Source organism: Micromonospora sp. WMMD729, from assembly GCF_049315225.1.
In the GTDB taxonomy this organism is placed as follows: Bacteria; Actinomycetota; Actinomycetes; order Mycobacteriales; family Micromonosporaceae; genus Micromonospora.
This window is the reverse complement of sequence record NZ_CP186059.1, coordinates 5,386,262-5,400,082: the sequence shown is the minus strand read 5'-3', so window position 1 is coordinate 5,400,082 and position 13,821 is coordinate 5,386,262. Positions and strand designations below refer to the sequence as shown.

14 protein-coding genes are annotated in these 13,821 nt (G+C 72.2%); 7 read left to right on the top strand and 7 right to left on the bottom strand.

Annotation, left to right across the window (positions count from 1 at the left end; translation table 11 throughout):
• Positions 1-54: 54 nt before the first annotated feature.
• Entirely contained in the window at positions 55-669 is a 615-nt protein-coding gene (locus ACN263_RS24660) for a DUF1349 domain-containing protein (protein ID WP_422736690.1), read from the bottom strand.
• Positions 670-737: 68 nt separating this feature from the next.
• Between ACN263_RS24660 and ACN263_RS24655 the strand changes: the two genes are divergently transcribed.
• Positions 738-2,390: an alpha-amylase family protein gene (locus tag ACN263_RS24655; RefSeq protein ID WP_422736689.1), complete on the top strand. Its 1,653-nt coding sequence runs from the start codon at positions 738-740 to the stop codon at positions 2,388-2,390.
• A 43-nt stretch (positions 2,391-2,433) separates the two neighbouring features.
• The gene (fabG, locus tag ACN263_RS24650; RefSeq protein WP_422736688.1) at positions 2,434-3,192 is read left to right on the top strand and encodes a 3-oxoacyl-ACP reductase FabG; all 759 of its coding nucleotides are present in this window, start codon (positions 2,434-2,436) and stop codon (positions 3,190-3,192) included.
• A 33-nt stretch (positions 3,193-3,225) separates the two neighbouring features.
• Here the strand turns inward: fabG and ACN263_RS24645 are convergent, their stop codons facing one another.
• Positions 3,226-3,642 carry a hypothetical protein gene (locus tag ACN263_RS24645; RefSeq protein WP_422736687.1) on the bottom strand — a complete coding sequence of 139 codons (417 nt, stop codon included), beginning with the start codon at positions 3,640-3,642 and terminating at the stop codon, positions 3,226-3,228.
• A complete protein-coding gene (locus ACN263_RS24640) occupies positions 3,635-4,027 on the bottom strand; it encodes a hypothetical protein (RefSeq protein ID WP_422736686.1) in 393 nt (130 codons plus the stop codon). Before ACN263_RS24640 ends, ACN263_RS24645 begins: the two co-directional genes overlap by 8 nt.
• A gap of 580 nt (positions 4,028-4,607) precedes the next feature.
• Between ACN263_RS24640 and ACN263_RS24635 the strand changes: the two genes are divergently transcribed.
• Positions 4,608-5,510 carry a Gfo/Idh/MocA family protein gene (locus tag ACN263_RS24635; RefSeq protein ID WP_422736685.1) on the top strand — a complete coding sequence of 301 codons (903 nt, stop codon included), beginning with the start codon at positions 4,608-4,610 and terminating at the stop codon, positions 5,508-5,510.
• Between the two features lie 154 nt (positions 5,511-5,664).
• Here ACN263_RS24635 and ACN263_RS24630 read toward each other — a convergent pair whose 3' ends face one another.
• Positions 5,665-5,856: a DUF2795 domain-containing protein gene (locus tag ACN263_RS24630; RefSeq protein WP_422736684.1), complete on the bottom strand. Its 192-nt coding sequence runs from the start codon at positions 5,854-5,856 to the stop codon at positions 5,665-5,667.
• A 100-nt stretch (positions 5,857-5,956) separates the two neighbouring features.
• On the opposite strand from ACN263_RS24630, the gene ACN263_RS24625 reads away from it, so the two are divergent.
• Entirely contained in the window at positions 5,957-7,213 is a 1,257-nt protein-coding gene (locus ACN263_RS24625) for an erythromycin esterase family protein (protein WP_422736683.1), read from the top strand.
• Positions 7,214-7,313: 100 nt separating this feature from the next.
• On the opposite strand, the gene ACN263_RS24620 is transcribed toward ACN263_RS24625, so the two are convergent.
• The 3 genes from ACN263_RS24620 to ACN263_RS24610 form a co-directional block, all read right to left on the bottom strand.
• A complete protein-coding gene (locus ACN263_RS24620) occupies positions 7,314-9,518 on the bottom strand; it encodes an MMPL family transporter (protein WP_422736682.1) in 2,205 nt (734 codons plus the stop codon).
• The gene (locus ACN263_RS24615; protein WP_422736681.1) at positions 9,518-10,105 is read right to left on the bottom strand and encodes a TetR/AcrR family transcriptional regulator; all 588 of its coding nucleotides are present in this window, start codon (positions 10,103-10,105) and stop codon (positions 9,518-9,520) included. The genes ACN263_RS24620 and ACN263_RS24615 overlap by 1 nt, the downstream gene beginning before the upstream one ends.
• A gap of 100 nt (positions 10,106-10,205) precedes the next feature.
• Positions 10,206-10,571, bottom strand: coding sequence for a winged helix-turn-helix transcriptional regulator (locus ACN263_RS24610; RefSeq protein ID WP_422740811.1), 366 nt, complete (start codon positions 10,569-10,571; stop codon positions 10,206-10,208).
• A gap of 144 nt (positions 10,572-10,715) precedes the next feature.
• Here ACN263_RS24610 and ACN263_RS24605 point away from each other — a divergent pair, with 144 nt between their 5' ends.
• The 3 genes from ACN263_RS24605 to ACN263_RS24595 all read left to right on the top strand — a co-directional run bounded on the left by ACN263_RS24605 (position 10,716) and on the right by ACN263_RS24595 (position 13,797).
• Positions 10,716-12,287 carry an MFS transporter gene (locus tag ACN263_RS24605; RefSeq protein WP_422736680.1) on the top strand — a complete coding sequence of 524 codons (1,572 nt, stop codon included), beginning with the start codon at positions 10,716-10,718 and terminating at the stop codon, positions 12,285-12,287.
• On the top strand, positions 12,284-13,243 hold the full coding sequence (locus ACN263_RS24600; RefSeq protein WP_422736679.1) for a DNA polymerase domain-containing protein: 960 nt from the start codon (positions 12,284-12,286) through the stop codon (positions 13,241-13,243). Before ACN263_RS24605 ends, ACN263_RS24600 begins: the two co-directional genes overlap by 4 nt.
• 104 nt (positions 13,244-13,347) lie before the next feature.
• Positions 13,348-13,797: a helix-turn-helix transcriptional regulator gene (locus ACN263_RS24595; RefSeq protein ID WP_422736678.1), complete on the top strand. Its 450-nt coding sequence runs from the start codon at positions 13,348-13,350 to the stop codon at positions 13,795-13,797.
• Positions 13,798-13,821 lie beyond the last annotated feature (24 nt).

Sequence of the window (13,821 nt, the reverse complement as noted above, 5' to 3'; positions counted from 1 at the left end):
GTCGTACCCAATGATCGGCGCGGCACACCTGCGGGTGAGCCGCGCCACGACGGTTCAGTCCCCCGGATGCAGCGCGGTGTCGGCCGGGCCCTGTCGCCAGGCGGTGAACGTCACCGTGAGGCCGCCGCGCGTCGGCGCGCAGCAGAACGGGCCGGCCGTCGCCTCGGCCGCCGGGTCCAGCGGGGCGAGTCGGACCAACCGCCACGGCGCGTCTGCCACCCGCGCCCGCACGGTCAGCGCGTCACCGGCCCGACTGACCCGCACGGTGACCTCCTGGCCCGTCCACCCCTGCACCGGGGCCACCGACCAGTCGGAGAACTCCCGGGTGACCACCGCGCCGAGCTGCGACTCGCCGTCGCTCACCTCGACGCCCGCCTTGACCCACGTCCGCTCGTCCACCCGGACCAGCGCACCGGCCTGGTCGAACTGTGCGGCGAAGTCGAGGACGAAGCTCACCTCCATGGCCGCGCCGACGGGCAGCGGCGCCAGCAGCGCCGGCCCGTTGTCGTGGACGAAGCCGTAGCTGGTCCGCCGCCAGAAGTCGGTCTCCGCCCCGGCCTCGACGATCAGCTCACCGGCGGCGCCCCGCTCGGCGCGTACCGGCGGGTGCAACCACTCGCCCCGGGACCAGTCCAACTCATCGCTCGGTGGTACGAGGTCGATGTCCATGCCGGGCAGGGTACCGACCGCCGTCCGGCAGGTTTGCCGTGGAGATCAACTGGAGAGTTTCTCGCGGCATGGGTGACCGTTGGTATTCCGAAGCCGTCGTCTACTGCCTCGACATCGACACGTACGCCGACTCCGACGGCGACGGCGTCGGCGACATCCGTGGTCTGATCGGCCGGCTGGACTACCTGGCCCGGCTGGGCGTGACCTGCCTGTGGCTGAACCCGATCCACCCCTCACCCAACCGCGACGACGGGTACGACGTCACCGACTTCTACAACGTGGACCCCCGCTTCGGGACCCTCGGCGATTTCGCCGAGCTGCTGCACCAGGCGCAGAACCGGGGCATCCGCGTGATCATCGACCTGGTGGTCAACCACACCTCCGACGAGCACCCCTGGTTCCAGTCCGCCCGTTCCTCGCCGGACTCGCCGTACCGGGACTGGTTCGTCTGGTCCGACACCGAGCCGGACGACCGCCACCAGGGCATGGTCTTCCCCGGCGAGCAGAACGAGACGTGGAGCTACGACCGCACTGCCAAGGCGTGGTTCTACCACCGCTTCTACAAGTTCCAGCCGGACCTCAACTACGCCAACCCGGACGTCCGGGCCGAGGTCAAGAAGATCATGTCGTTCTGGCTCCAGCTCGGGGTCGCCGGCTTCCGGATGGACGCGGTGCCGTTCATCATCGAGCTGACCGAGCCGGGCAACCCGGACTCCCCGAAGGACTTCGAGTTCCTCACCGAGTTGCGCCAGCATGTGCAGTGGCGGCGCGGCGACGCCCTCCTGCTCGCCGAGGCGAACGTCGAACCGGACCAGCTCCCGACGTTCTTCGGCGACGCCAGCGGCTCCGGCAACCGCATCCACATGCTCTTCGACTTCATGCTCAACGGTCGGCTCATCCTGGCCCTGGCGCGGCAGGACCCGGAGTTGTTGGTCGACGCGTTGCGCGACACCCCGAAGCTCCCGGTCGGCGGGCAGTGGGCCACCTTCCTGCGCAACCACGACGAGATCGACCTGTCCCGGTTGACCACCGAACAGCGCAACCAGGTGTACGCCGAGTTCGGCCCGGACGAGAAGATGCGCATCTACGACCGGGGCATCCGCCGCCGGCTCGCCCCGATGCTCGGCAACGACCGGCGGCGCATCGAACTGGCGTACGCGTTGCAGTTCTCCCTGCGTGGCACTCCGGTGCTGCGGTACGGCGAGGAGATCGGGATGGGCGAGGACCTGTCGCTGCCCGGCCGGGAGGCGATCCGTACCCCGATGCAGTGGTCGTACCAGCCGAACGCCGGCTTCTCCACGGCGGATGCGGAGAAGCTGGTCCGCCCGGTGATCGACAAGGGCGAGTTCGGTTACCAGAACGTCAACGTCACCGCCCAGCGCGGCGACCCGAAGTCGCTGTTGGCGTGGTTCGAGCGCATGATCCGTACCCTGCGGGAGGCCCCCGAGATCGGCTCCGGCTCCACCACGCACATCGACGTGGCGATGCCGCCGGGAGTGCTGGCGCACCGGGCCGACGGGCCGACCGGCACGATGGTCTTCCTGCACAACCTGGGCACCGACGACGTCGAGGTGGACCTGAGCAGCCTCGAACCCGAGGCCGACCTGCCGATCGACGTGCTCACCGACCGTGGCTACGGCGAACTGGGCAAGCTCGGCGCGGTGAAGGTCTCCGGGCACGGATACCGGTGGATTCGCCTATGCCGGGGGCGGGGGTTCTGACGCTAAGCTCCTCCGATCACCCCAAAGTTACCCGGAGGTAATCATGTCGGAGGAGCACCGCGTCGCCATCGTCACCGGAGCCGCACGCGGTATCGGTGCCGCCACCGCCCGGCGGCTGGCCGCCGACGGGATGGCCGTCGCCGTGGTCGACATCGACGAGGCGGCCACCAAGGAGACGGTGGACGCCATCGCCGGCGCGGGTGGTCGTGCCCTCGGCGTGGGTGCCGACGTCTCCGACCGCGACCAGGTCGAGGCCGCCGTCGAGCGGGTCGCCACCGAACTGGGCGCGCCCACCGTGCTGGTCAACAACGCCGGCGTGCTCCGGGACAACCTGCTGTTCAAGATGACGAACGCCGACTGGGACACCGTCATGGGCGTACACCTGCGGGGCGCGTTCCTGTTCAGCCAGGCCGCCCAGAAGCACATGGTGGAGCGCAAGTGGGGGCGGATCGTCAACCTCTCCAGCACCTCGGCGCTGGGTAACCGGGGCCAGGCGAACTACGCCGCCGCCAAGGCGGGGCTGCAGGGCTTCACCAAGACGCTCGCCATCGAACTGGGGCCGTTCGGGGTGACCGTCAACGCCGTCGCGCCCGGCTTCATCGTGACCGACATGACGGCGGCCACCGCCGCCCGTATGAAGGTCGACTTCGAGGACCTCCAGAAGCACGCCGCCGCCGAGATCCCGGTTCGCCGGCCAGGACGCCCGGAGGACGTCGCCCACACCATCTCGTTCCTGGCGAGTGAGGGCGCCGGTTTCGTCTCCGGTCAGGTCATCTACGTCGCCGGTGGTCCACGGGCCTGAGCGCGGTCGCCCTCGTACCGCGGCCCGGTCGGCTCAGGCCGGGTCGCGGCGGGTGCGCCAGAGCCAGAACAGGCCCAGCACCGGCAGGACGAGCGGGATGTAGCCGTACCCGCTACCGAACTGCGACCACACCGTCTCGTCGGGGAACAGCGCCTTGTCGACCAGGCTCAGGATGCCGACCACGACGACCCCGACCAACTCCACCGAACAGCACGCCAGCGCCACCCGCCGGCCGGTGTGCCCGGCCCGGGCCAGACCCACCGCGGCCACGATGTAGATGAGCGCGGCCAGGGCGGAGAGCAGGTACGCCACCGGCGCCTCGTCGAACTTGGTGGCGATCTGTAGGCCCGCCCGGCTGGTCGCCGCGATGGCGAACAGCAGGTACACCGCGATCAGCAGCCGGCCGGGGCCGGAGTTCGTGCGTTGCCGGGCCGGTTGGGTCTCAACCACCGAGCACCTCCCAGGTCTGCTGCAACCGCACCACCACGACCGGCGTCACCAGGCAGACGGCGCAGACGATCGCCGACCCCCACCGGGTCGGTTCCATCCGGGCCAGCACCCAGGCCAGCGGTGGCAGGCAGACCAGCGTGACGAGGTAGCCGAAGAACGCGCCGGGCTCCCCCGGTCGGTCGCCGCCGCCGACCGCCACCAGGGCCAGCACCCCCAACACGAGCAACCCCACCTCGAGTACGGCCAGACCGGCGAACTGCACCCGGTCCGGCGGCCGGTGGCGTACCGCCGCGACCAGTGCCCACCCGGCGACGAGCAGCGACAGCACGATCGACGCCGTCGCGAGGAGCCCGTCCACCGGCGAGCCGGCCGCCGCGCTGGTCATCGGCCCCACCCGGTCGTCGCCTCGGTCACCGGCACAGCCTACTAACCGTCGTAGTAACCACCGCACGCTGCCCGGCCGACGCGCCCGCCGGGTCCGGTAGCGCGGCCGGCGCGTGCGGGCGGCCGGCTGCCCGAGGGGTGCGCAGGCACTGTCGAGCTGCCCCAGAAATGGGGCAAGCGATCACGGAGCCTGCGTCAGAAGTGGGGCGTTGCGTCGGGCGTCTCGGGGTGCGTCGTGCGTCTTGGGGTGCGTCGGGCGTCTCGGGTGCGTCGGGCGTCTCGCGGTGCGTCGGACGTCTCGCGCTGTCGGACGTCTCGCGGTGCGTGGGACGTCTCGGGGTGCGTCGGGGCAGGGCGCCGGGTGCCGGGTATCGGAAGTCGGACGGGGCGTCGGAGGTCGGGTAGTGCGCCCCGGATCTGGGGCAGCTCGACAGGCACCGGTCAGACCACGGTCACCCTCTGGCCGGCGCAGTACGCAAGCAGCTCCGGTTGGCGACCCGCCGCCGCCGGCCCTGCTGGGGCGACTAGCGTGGATCACGTCCGTGGGGTTGCCACGGTGGGGGGAAACAGCGGAGGTACACGTGCTGCGGTTCGGCTTGTTCGGCACCGGTCACTGGGCGATCGAGACGCACGGGAAGGCGCTGCACGCACACCCGGACGCGGAACTGGTCGGGGTGTGGGGGCGTAACCCGGAGCGGGCTTCTGCGCTGGCCGAGCGGTACGGGGTGCCCGCCTACGCCGACGTCGACGCCCTCATCGAGCAGTGCGAGGCGGTCGCCGTCGCGTTGCCGCCGGACGTCCAGGCCGACATCGCGGTCCGGGCCGCCACCGCCGGCCGGCACCTGCTGCTGGACAAGCCGCTGGCGCTCAGCGTGGACGACGCCGACCGGGTGGTGGCCGCCGCCGAGGCGTCGGGAGTCGCCTCCGTGGTGTTCTTCACCCAGCGGTTCCAGCCGAACGTGACCGCGTTCCTCGCGTCGACCGCCGCCGCGGGTGGCTGGCAGCACGGCCGCACCACGGCGTTCGCATCGATCTTCCAGGAGGGCAGCCCGTACGGCGGTTCGCTGTGGCGTCGTGAGCACGGCGCGCTCTGGGACATCGCCCCGCACGCGCTCTCGATCCTCCTGCCGGTGCTGGGGCGGGTGACCCAGGTGGCCGCGATGGACGGCCCGAGCGGGATGGTGCACCTGCTGCTCACCCACGAGGGTGGCGCGACCAGCAGCGCCTCGCTCTCCCTGGACGCGCCGACCGAGGCGATGGCCCGGGAGTTCGTGTTCTACGGCGAGAACGGCATCGAGACCGTGCCGCACGGCGAGTACGACGCCGCAACGGCGTTCGGTGTGGCGATCGACCAACTCCTGGAGCAGGTCCGGACCGGCGACCGCGACCACCGCTGCGACGTCCGCTTCGGCCGCGAGGTGGTCACGATCATCGCCGCCGCCGAATCAGCCCGCCACGAAAACCGCACCATCCCCCTCCCGTAACCGTCCCCCGTCCCCCGTCCCCCGTCCCGCCCCCGGGCCCTCGTGTCACCCGGTTGATCATGAAGTTATTGCCATCGATGCCGGCGTGTCATGGCAATAAATTCATGATCAACGGAGATGGGTGGGAGGGGAGGAGGGGGCACGGCTGGGGTCTTCAGGTGGGGGTTGTCAGGGCTTCGGTCAGTTCTTCGGGGGTTTCGAACTGTTCGGGTTGTAGTGCCTGGAGCAGGTGCAGTGTGGCCGTGCTGGCACCGTTCTCCTGTGCCCAGCGGATGAGGTCCTCGCGGGAGACCGGGTAGTCGAGCCCGGCCAGGTACTCCTGCAACTGCACGCCTGACACGGTCATGTCGGTTGGCTACCCGGTGGTGTCAGGCGTACACGCGGACGGCGTGTCGGCTCGCGACGCGCCGACGGTTTGTCGGCGCGACCGCCGGGTAGCCGCTGCCATGCTGGTTCAGCGGCTCGGCGCACCGAGCGACTTCGACCCGTTGCTGGAGCGCGTCCGGGACGCCCGGGTGGTGATGATCGGCGAGTCCACGCACGGCAGTTACGACTACTACCGGCTGCGCGAGCAGTTGACCCGTCGGCTGATCACGGAGTGCGGCTTCTCGTTCGTAGCCGTCGAGGGCGACTGGCCGGACTGCGACCGGGTGCACCGCTCGGTCACCGCCGCCCCCGGAGGGGCCCTCGATCCGCAGACGGCGTTGGAAGGCTTCGAGCGGTGGCCGACCTGGATGTGGGCGAACGCCGAGGTGGCCCGCTTCTGCCGGTGGCTGCGGGCGTGGAACCTGGAACGGCCGGAGGGCGAGCGGGCCGGCTTCCACGGGCTCGACGTCTACAGCCTCTGGGAGTCGATGCAGGCGATCTTCGACTACCTGGGGGAGGAGGACCCGACCTCGCTGGAGGCGGCGCAGGACGCGTACCGGTGCTTCGAGCCGTACGGCAAGCGGGTCGAGGAGTACGGCGCCGCCAGCCGGTTCGTCTCCGCCCGGTGCGAGGAGGAGGTCATCCGGCTGTTGGCGCGTACCCGGGAACAGGCCATGTCGGACGGCCCGGACCGCTTCTCGGCCTGGCAGAACGCGGAGGTCGTGGCCGGCGCGGAGCGCTACTACCGGGCGATGGTGGCCGGCGGCCCGGACTCGTGGAACATCCGGGACACCCACATGCAGGACACATTGGACCGGCTGCTGCACCGCTACGGCCCGGACGCCCGAGGGATCGTCTGGGCGCACAACACGCATGTGGGGGACGCACGGGCCACCGACATGGCCGCCGACGGGATGGTCAACATTGGTCAGTTGGCCCGCGAGCGGCACGGCGACGACGCGGTGGCGCTGATCGGGTTCGGCACCTACCGGGGCACGGTGATCGCGGCGCCCCGTTGGGGTTCGCCGTCGGAGGCGATGGTGGTGCCGCCGGCACGGGAGGGCTCGGTGGAGCGGCGGCTGCACGAGTTGATGCCCGAGCGGGCGGTGCTCGTCTTCGGCGGCGACGACCAACCGGGCTGGGTCACCGAGCCGGCGGACCATCGGGCGATCGGGGTGGTGTACGACCCGTCCTTCGAGTCCTGGGGCAACTACGTGCCGACCCGTCTGGGTGCCCGCTACGACGCGCTGATCTGGTGCGACGAGACGACGGCCCTGCATCCGCTGGCCGTCCCGGCCGTCCCCGGCGAGATGGAGACCTACCCGGCCGGGGTGTGACCGGGCCGGCGCACGCGGATCATGGAGTTGTGGTGCCGGACGAAGTGCCCGGGTCGGGGCACGACGGGCACCACAACTCCATGATCGACGAAGCTGGGGCCTAGACCCGCGCGGGCTCCTGGGTCGTCAGGTGGTCGCGGAGGCCCTCGCCCTCGATGTCGACGTTCGGCAGGGCGCGGGACAGCCAGCGGGGCAGCCACCAGGCGCGGTCACCGAGCAGGGACATCACGGCCGGGACGATGGTCATGCGGACCACGAAGGCGTCGATGGCCACGCCGATGGCGAGCGCGAAGCCCATCGACTTGATCACCGGGTCATCGAGGAAGACGAAGCCCCCGAACACCGACATCATGATCAGTGCGGCGGCGGTGACCACCCGGGCACCGTGCCCCATGCCGCTGATCGTGGCCTCCCGGGCGGTCTCGCCGTGCACGAAGTCCTCCCGCATCCGGGACACCAGGAACACCTCATAGTCCATGGCGAGCCCGAACAGGATGCCGATGAGCAGGATCGGCAGGAAGCTGATCAGCGGGCCGGGCGTGTCCAGACCGACCAGGTCGGCGAGGTGCCCCTGCTGGAAGACCGCCACCGTGATGCCGAACGTGGCGGCGACGGTGAGCAGGAAGCCCAGCGCGGCCTTGACCGGCACCAGCAGCGAGCGGAACACCAGCATCAGCAGCAGGACCGACAGCCCGACGACCAGCAGCAGATAGACCGGCAGCGCGTCGGAGAGCTTCTCGGACACGTCGATGCCGATCGCCGTGACACCGGTGAGCAGCACGTCCGCGCCGCGGATGTCGCCCACCGAGTCGCGGATGTCGTGCACCAGCGTCTCGGTGGCCTCGTCGGTCGGGCCGGTCTTGGGCACCACGCCGAGCAGCGCCGTCCGGCCGTCCGGGCTGAGCTGCGGGGGCGCGACCGCGAGGACGTTCTCGGTACGTTGCAGCAGCGCGGTGACCTGCGGTACGGCGGCCGAGGTCGCCTGGGCGTCATCGCCCGCGACGACCACCGCGAGCCGGCCGGTGAAGCCCGGGCCGAAGCCCTCGACGGTCAGGTCGTTCGCCACCCGGGCGGGAGAGCCGACGGCGGCCGTCGCCGCGCCCGGCAGCGCCAGCCGCATGTCCGGCGTGGGCAGCGCGAGCAGCCCCAGGCCGAGCAGCCCGACCAGGATCACGGGTACCCGGAAGCGGGTGACGAACCGGGCCCAGCGGAAGCCGAACGCCGACCGGTCCTCGGTCGGGGCGGGCCGGTCGACGACCGCGTCGGTGCCCGGCGTGCCGTCGGTGGCGGGCGTCCGCAGCCGGCGGGGGAGCACCCGGCGACCGGCGAAGCCGAGCAGCGCCGGCTGGAGCGTGATGGCGACGAGGACGGCCACGGTGACGGTTCCGGCGGCGGCGAGGCCCATCACGGTGAGGAATGGGATGTCCACCACGGCCAGCCCGGCGAGCGCGATGACGACGGTGGCGCCCGCGAAGACCACGGCGGAGCCGGCGGTGCCCACGGCCCGGCCGACCGCCTCGTCCGGCGGCAGGCCGTCGAGCAGGTTCTGCCGGTGCCGCGAGGTGATGAACAGCGAGTAGTCGATGCCCACGGCGAGGCCGAGCATCAGCGCGAGGATCGGCGCCGTGCTGGTCAACTCGATGACGCCACTCAGCGCGAACAGGCCGGCCATGCCGACGCCCACGCCGATCAGCGCGTTGAGCATGGTCATCCCGGCGGCCACCAGCGAGCCGAACGTGATGATCAGGACGATCGCGGCGACCAGCACGCCGAGTGCCTCGGTCGAGCCGACCTCCGGCTCGCCGCCCAGCACCTCTCCGCCCGGGGCGACCTGCCAGCCCTTCGCCCTGGCCGCCGCGCCGACCTCCTCGTACGCGGTCTTCTGCGCGTCGGTCACCTCGTCCGCCCCGGTGGCGAACTGGACCTGGACCAGCGCGTACCGGCCGTTGGGCGAGACGGCGCCGACCTGGAGGGGGTTGACCGCGCCGACCACGCCGGGCAGGGTCCCGGCCTGCTGGACCAGCTCCTGCACCACGGCCTGGCCCTCCGGGGTGGCCAGTTGGCCGTCGCCGGGCGCCTTGAGGGTGATCGTGCCGGTGGCGCCGCTGGCCGCGGGGAACTGCTCGGCGAGCAGGTCGAGCGCGCGCTGGCTCTCGGTTCCGGGCATGGTGAAGTTGCTCGCCGTCGGGCCGCGCAGGGTCGCCGCGGCCAGGCCGGCACCGACGAGTACGACGAGCCAGAGCGCGACGACGAGCCGTCGCCGGCGCAACGCGCCCCGGCCGAGCCGGTAGAGCAGGGTGGCCATCAGGAGTCCTTGTCCTCGGTCGTGGGTGGTTGGGGCAGGGGTGACCCGACGGGTTCGACGGCCCGTCGGGCGAGGGTGAGCAGGGCGGGCCGCAGTTCGTCGTCGGGAACGTCGACGAACTCGGCGCACGCCTCGGAGATGCCGGCCAGCAGCACCAGCGCGGCGATCCGGGCGCTGGGCCGGTCGGAGTGGCCGGCCAACGCGTCGCGCAGCCGTTCGGAGATCTGCTGGATGTGGGCGAAGGCCGGCTGGCAGAGCAGCTCCGGGAACTCGCCGCGCAGGACGGCGATCTCCCGCCGGAACCGGACCGCGAGGTCGACGAAGCCGACCGCGGCGGCCTCCTGGGCGGCCGCGCCGGTCAGGCCGCTGAGCTGGTCGTCGAGGTCGGTCAGCACCGTGATGGCCGGCGCCATCAGCTCGGCCAGCAGCGCTTCCTTGTTGGCGAAGTGGTAGAGCACGGTGGCCTTGGAGCAGCCGACCTCACGGGCGATGTCCTGCAACGAAGTGCCCCGGTAGCCGGTCACCGCGAACCGTCGCGCCGCCGCGGCGAGGATCTCACCGTGCGTCTCGGACACCGCTCTGGCCATCACCGGTCCACCTCCGTGAACCAGCATGCCTGACCGATCGGTCAGACCCTGACCGATCGGTCAGACGAACCGCGTGGCGTTCCCCACACCGCTCGCTTGTTTAGGCGGCGTGCTCCGCGTCGTACCTGGTCCGCGCCTCGGCGATGGCCCGGCGGTGCCGCTCGGCCCAGCTCGTCAGCGCCACCAGCGACTCGTACAGCTCCAGCGCCATCGGGGTGGCCACGTACTCGACCTTGGGCGGCACGGTCGGATAGACCGTGCGGTGCAGCAGCCCGTCGCGTTCCAGGTTGCGCAGCGTCAGCGTGAGCATCCGGCGACTGATGCCCTCGATGTGCCGCTCCAGCTCGGTGAAGCGGACCGGTCCGTGCGAGGCCGCCACCAGGATGCCGATGCTCCACTTGCCGCCAACCCGGTCGAGCACCTCGCGGACGGTGCAGGCGCGCGCCTGTCCGGGGGTGAACGGCACGTTCCCCGCGGCGCACGTGAACTCGGCCGCTACCTGCGCGGACACATCGCTGTTCCTCTGGGACACAACAGTGCCTCCTTCCGCTCCCGGTCATGGTCACAGACGATGGCGTCGGTAACAAACCGTGCACCAAGGAGGAGTCCCGTGGACCGTGTCACCCCGTCCCGCTGGCCGGCGCTGCTGGTGCTCTGCGCCGGCAGCCTCATGATCATTCTGGACGGCAGCGTGGTGTCGGTGGCCCTGCCCGCCGTCCAGCGCGACCTGGGCTTCACCGCCGCCGGACTGGCCTGGGTCGTCAACGCGTACCTGGTGGCCTTCGGCGGGCTGCTGCTGCTCGCCGGTCGCCTCGGCGACCTGCTCGGCCGACGCCGGGTCTTCCTGGCCGGCGTCCTGCTGTTCACCCTGGCCTCGGCGGCCTGCGCGCTCGCCGGCGGGCCGGCCCTGCTCGTCGGCGCGCGGTTCGGCCAGGGCGTCGGCGGCGCGCTGGCCATGGCGGTCAGCCTCGGCATGATCGTCCGGCTCTACCCCGAGCCGGCCGAGCGGGCCCGTGCGATCGCCGTCTACAGCTTCACCGGGGCGGCCGGCGCGTCCGTGGGAACGGTGGCCGGCGGGGTGCTGACCGAGCTGGCCGGCTGGCGCTCGATCTTCCTGGTGAACCTCCCGATCGGGGCGGCGATCCTGCTCGCCGCCGTCCGCCGACTCCCCGCCGAACGGGGCAGCGGGCCGTGGACCGGCCTCGACGTGCCCGGCGCGCTGCTCGCCACCGCCGGCCTCATGGCCGCCGTGCTGGGCATCGTGGGAACGGGGGAGCACGGCTGGACCAGCCCACGCACCCTCGGCGCGGTGGCGCTCGCCGCGCTGCTGCTCGGCGGGTTCGCGGTACGCCAGCGCGTGGCGTCCACCCCGCTGCTGCCGAGCCGACTGCTGCGCGTACCGGGGCTGCTCGCGGCGAACACCGCGCAGTTCCTCATGGTGGCCGCCTTCTTCGGCTTCCAGTTCCTGCTCGCCGTGGAGCTGCAACTCGTGCTCGGGCTGGACGCGGCGGCGACCGGCTGGGCGTTCCTGCCCACCCCGGTGGTGATCGCGGTCGTGTCGCTCGGTCTGGCCGGCCGGCTGATCGCCCGCTGGGGCGCCCGAACCGTGCTGGTGGCCGGGCTCGGCCTGGCCGCCGTCGGGTTCCTGCTGCTCGCCCGGCTGGCCGCCGACGGCGGCTACCTCGCCGACGTACTCCCGGCGATGGTGGTGTTCGGCCTGGCCGGCGGTCTGACCCTGCCCGCGGTCACCACGCTGGCCATGGCCGGCGCGACCGACGCCGACGCCGGTCTCGCCTCCGGGCTGGCCAACACCACCCAGCAGGTCGGCGGGGCGGTCGGCCTGGCGGCGCTGGCGACCCTGGCGGCGTCCCGCAGCGACGGACTACGGGCCGCCGGCCAGGCCGAGCTGGTCGCGCTGGCCGGCGGTTACCGGGTCGCCTACGCGGTGGCCGCCGCCCTGGTGCTCGCCGCCCTGCTGGTGGCGCTGGGCCTGGTGCCCCGACAGCCGGCCGCCGCGCGGCCCGACGGCGACGGGCCGGTCGACGGGGACGGGCGGGTCGACGCGGACGGGCCGGTCGACGGGGACGGGCCGGTCGACGGCGGCGGGCGCGGCGGTCGGCGGGCGGCGAAGCGCCGTGTCCGGTTGACCGACGACGCCGGGGCGGCGAGGGTGATCGGGTGAGTGAGGCTGACGAGACCCGCGACGGCGTGGCCCTGACCAACCTGGACCAGCCGCTGTCCGACCGGAACGACGCCACCAAGCGCGACCTCGTCGACTACCTCGACGCCGTCCGGGAGCCGATCATCGGCCAGCTCCGGGACCGACCGCTGTCGGTGATCCGGGTGCGCCCCGGCCAGCCGCCGTTCATGCAGAAGAACCTGCCCCGCTACACCCCGGACTGGGTGCGCCGGACGGCGGTCTGGGCCGAGGCGTCGCACCGGGAAATCTCGTACGCCCTCTGCGACGACCGGCGCACCCTGCTCTGGTTCGCCAACCAGCGCGCGGTCGAGTACCACCCGACCCTGGCCACCGCGACCGAACCGCACCGACCGACCCACCTCGTGCTCGACCTGGACCCGCCGGAGGGCGACGGGTTCCGCGCGGCGGTCGACGCGGCGCTGCTGGTCCGCCAGGCGCTCGCCGACGCCGGCCTGGCCGGAGCGGTCAAGACCAGCGGCGCCAAGGGCGTACACGTCTTCGTCCCGGTCACCGGCGACGCCACCGCCGAGGAGCTGGCCGCCGCCACCCGGGCGCTCGCGGTCCGCGCCGAACGGCTCGACCCGGCGCTCGCCACCACGGCCTACATCCGCGAGGACCGGGGTGGGAAGGTGTTCGTCGACGCCACCCGCTCCGGCGGGGCGACGGTCGTGGCCGCGTACAGCCCGCGACTGCGGCCCGGAATGCCGGTGTCCTTCCCGGTCGACTGGGCCGACCTGACCGAGGTGAGCCCGGCGGACTTCACCATCCGGACGGCCCCGGCGTTGCTCGCCGGAACCGACCCGTGGGTCACCCTGCTGCCGGAACCCCAGCAGATCCCCGCCGACCTGATCGCCGAGGGCCGCACCATCCCGGTGGCCCGCGTGCAGGCCATGCACGAGGGCAAGCGCCGGGCCCGCGCCCGCCGCGAAACCACCTGACGGTACGCCCCGGACGGCCACCCCACCCGCCGCCGCGCGGCTCGGGTCCGGCTCGGCCGTCCGGCGGTCCGGTTCTGTCGGGGTTCTGTGGCACGATTTTCCGGGTGAGCAGCCGATCGACCGAGAGCCAGCGCCTCGCCGACCTCGCGCGGCTGCGTCGCGTCCGCGACCGCATCGACCGGGAGTACGCGCAGCCGCTTGACGTCGAGGCGCTCGCCCGGGGCGTGCACATGTCGGCCGGGCACCTCAGCCGGGAGTTCCGGCTCGCCTACGGCGAATCTCCGTACAGCTATCTGATGACCCGGCGCGTGGAGCGCGCCATGGCCCTGCTGCGTCGTGGCGACATGAGCGTCACCGATGTATGTTTCGCGGTCGGCTGCTCCTCGCTCGGCACCTTCAGCACCCGCTTCACCGAACTGGTCGGCATGCCGCCCAGCACCTACCGCCGGGAGGCGGCGCTGTCGACGGTCGGGCTGCCGTCCTGTACGGCGAAGCAGGTCACCCGACCCGTCAGGAATCGAGAAGCGCAGGTCACGCCGCCACCCGTAGCGTGACCGGGGCCCGCCCACCCGAGCAGA

What these genes read in the sequence shown, in the direction of transcription:
- ACN263_RS24660 (WP_422736690.1), bottom strand. Translation starts at nt 669, where the DNA reads ATGGACATCGACCTCGTACCACCGAGCGATGAGTTGGACTGGTCCCGG.
- ACN263_RS24655 (WP_422736689.1), top strand. Translation starts at nt 738, where the DNA reads ATGGGTGACCGTTGGTATTCCGAAGCCGTCGTCTACTGCCTCGACATC.
- fabG (WP_422736688.1), top strand. Translation starts at nt 2,434, where the DNA reads ATGTCGGAGGAGCACCGCGTCGCCATCGTCACCGGAGCCGCACGCGGT.
- ACN263_RS24640 (WP_422736686.1), bottom strand. Translation starts at nt 4,027, where the DNA reads ATGACCAGCGCGGCGGCCGGCTCGCCGGTGGACGGGCTCCTCGCGACG.
- ACN263_RS24630 (WP_422736684.1), bottom strand. Translation starts at nt 5,856, where the DNA reads ATGACCGTGTCAGGCGTGCAGTTGCAGGAGTACCTGGCCGGGCTCGAC.
- ACN263_RS24625 (WP_422736683.1), top strand. Translation starts at nt 5,957, where the DNA reads ATGCTGGTTCAGCGGCTCGGCGCACCGAGCGACTTCGACCCGTTGCTG.
- ACN263_RS24620 (WP_422736682.1), bottom strand. Translation starts at nt 9,518, where the DNA reads ATGGCCACCCTGCTCTACCGGCTCGGCCGGGGCGCGTTGCGCCGGCGA.
- ACN263_RS24615 (WP_422736681.1), bottom strand. Translation starts at nt 10,105, where the DNA reads ATGGCCAGAGCGGTGTCCGAGACGCACGGTGAGATCCTCGCCGCGGCG.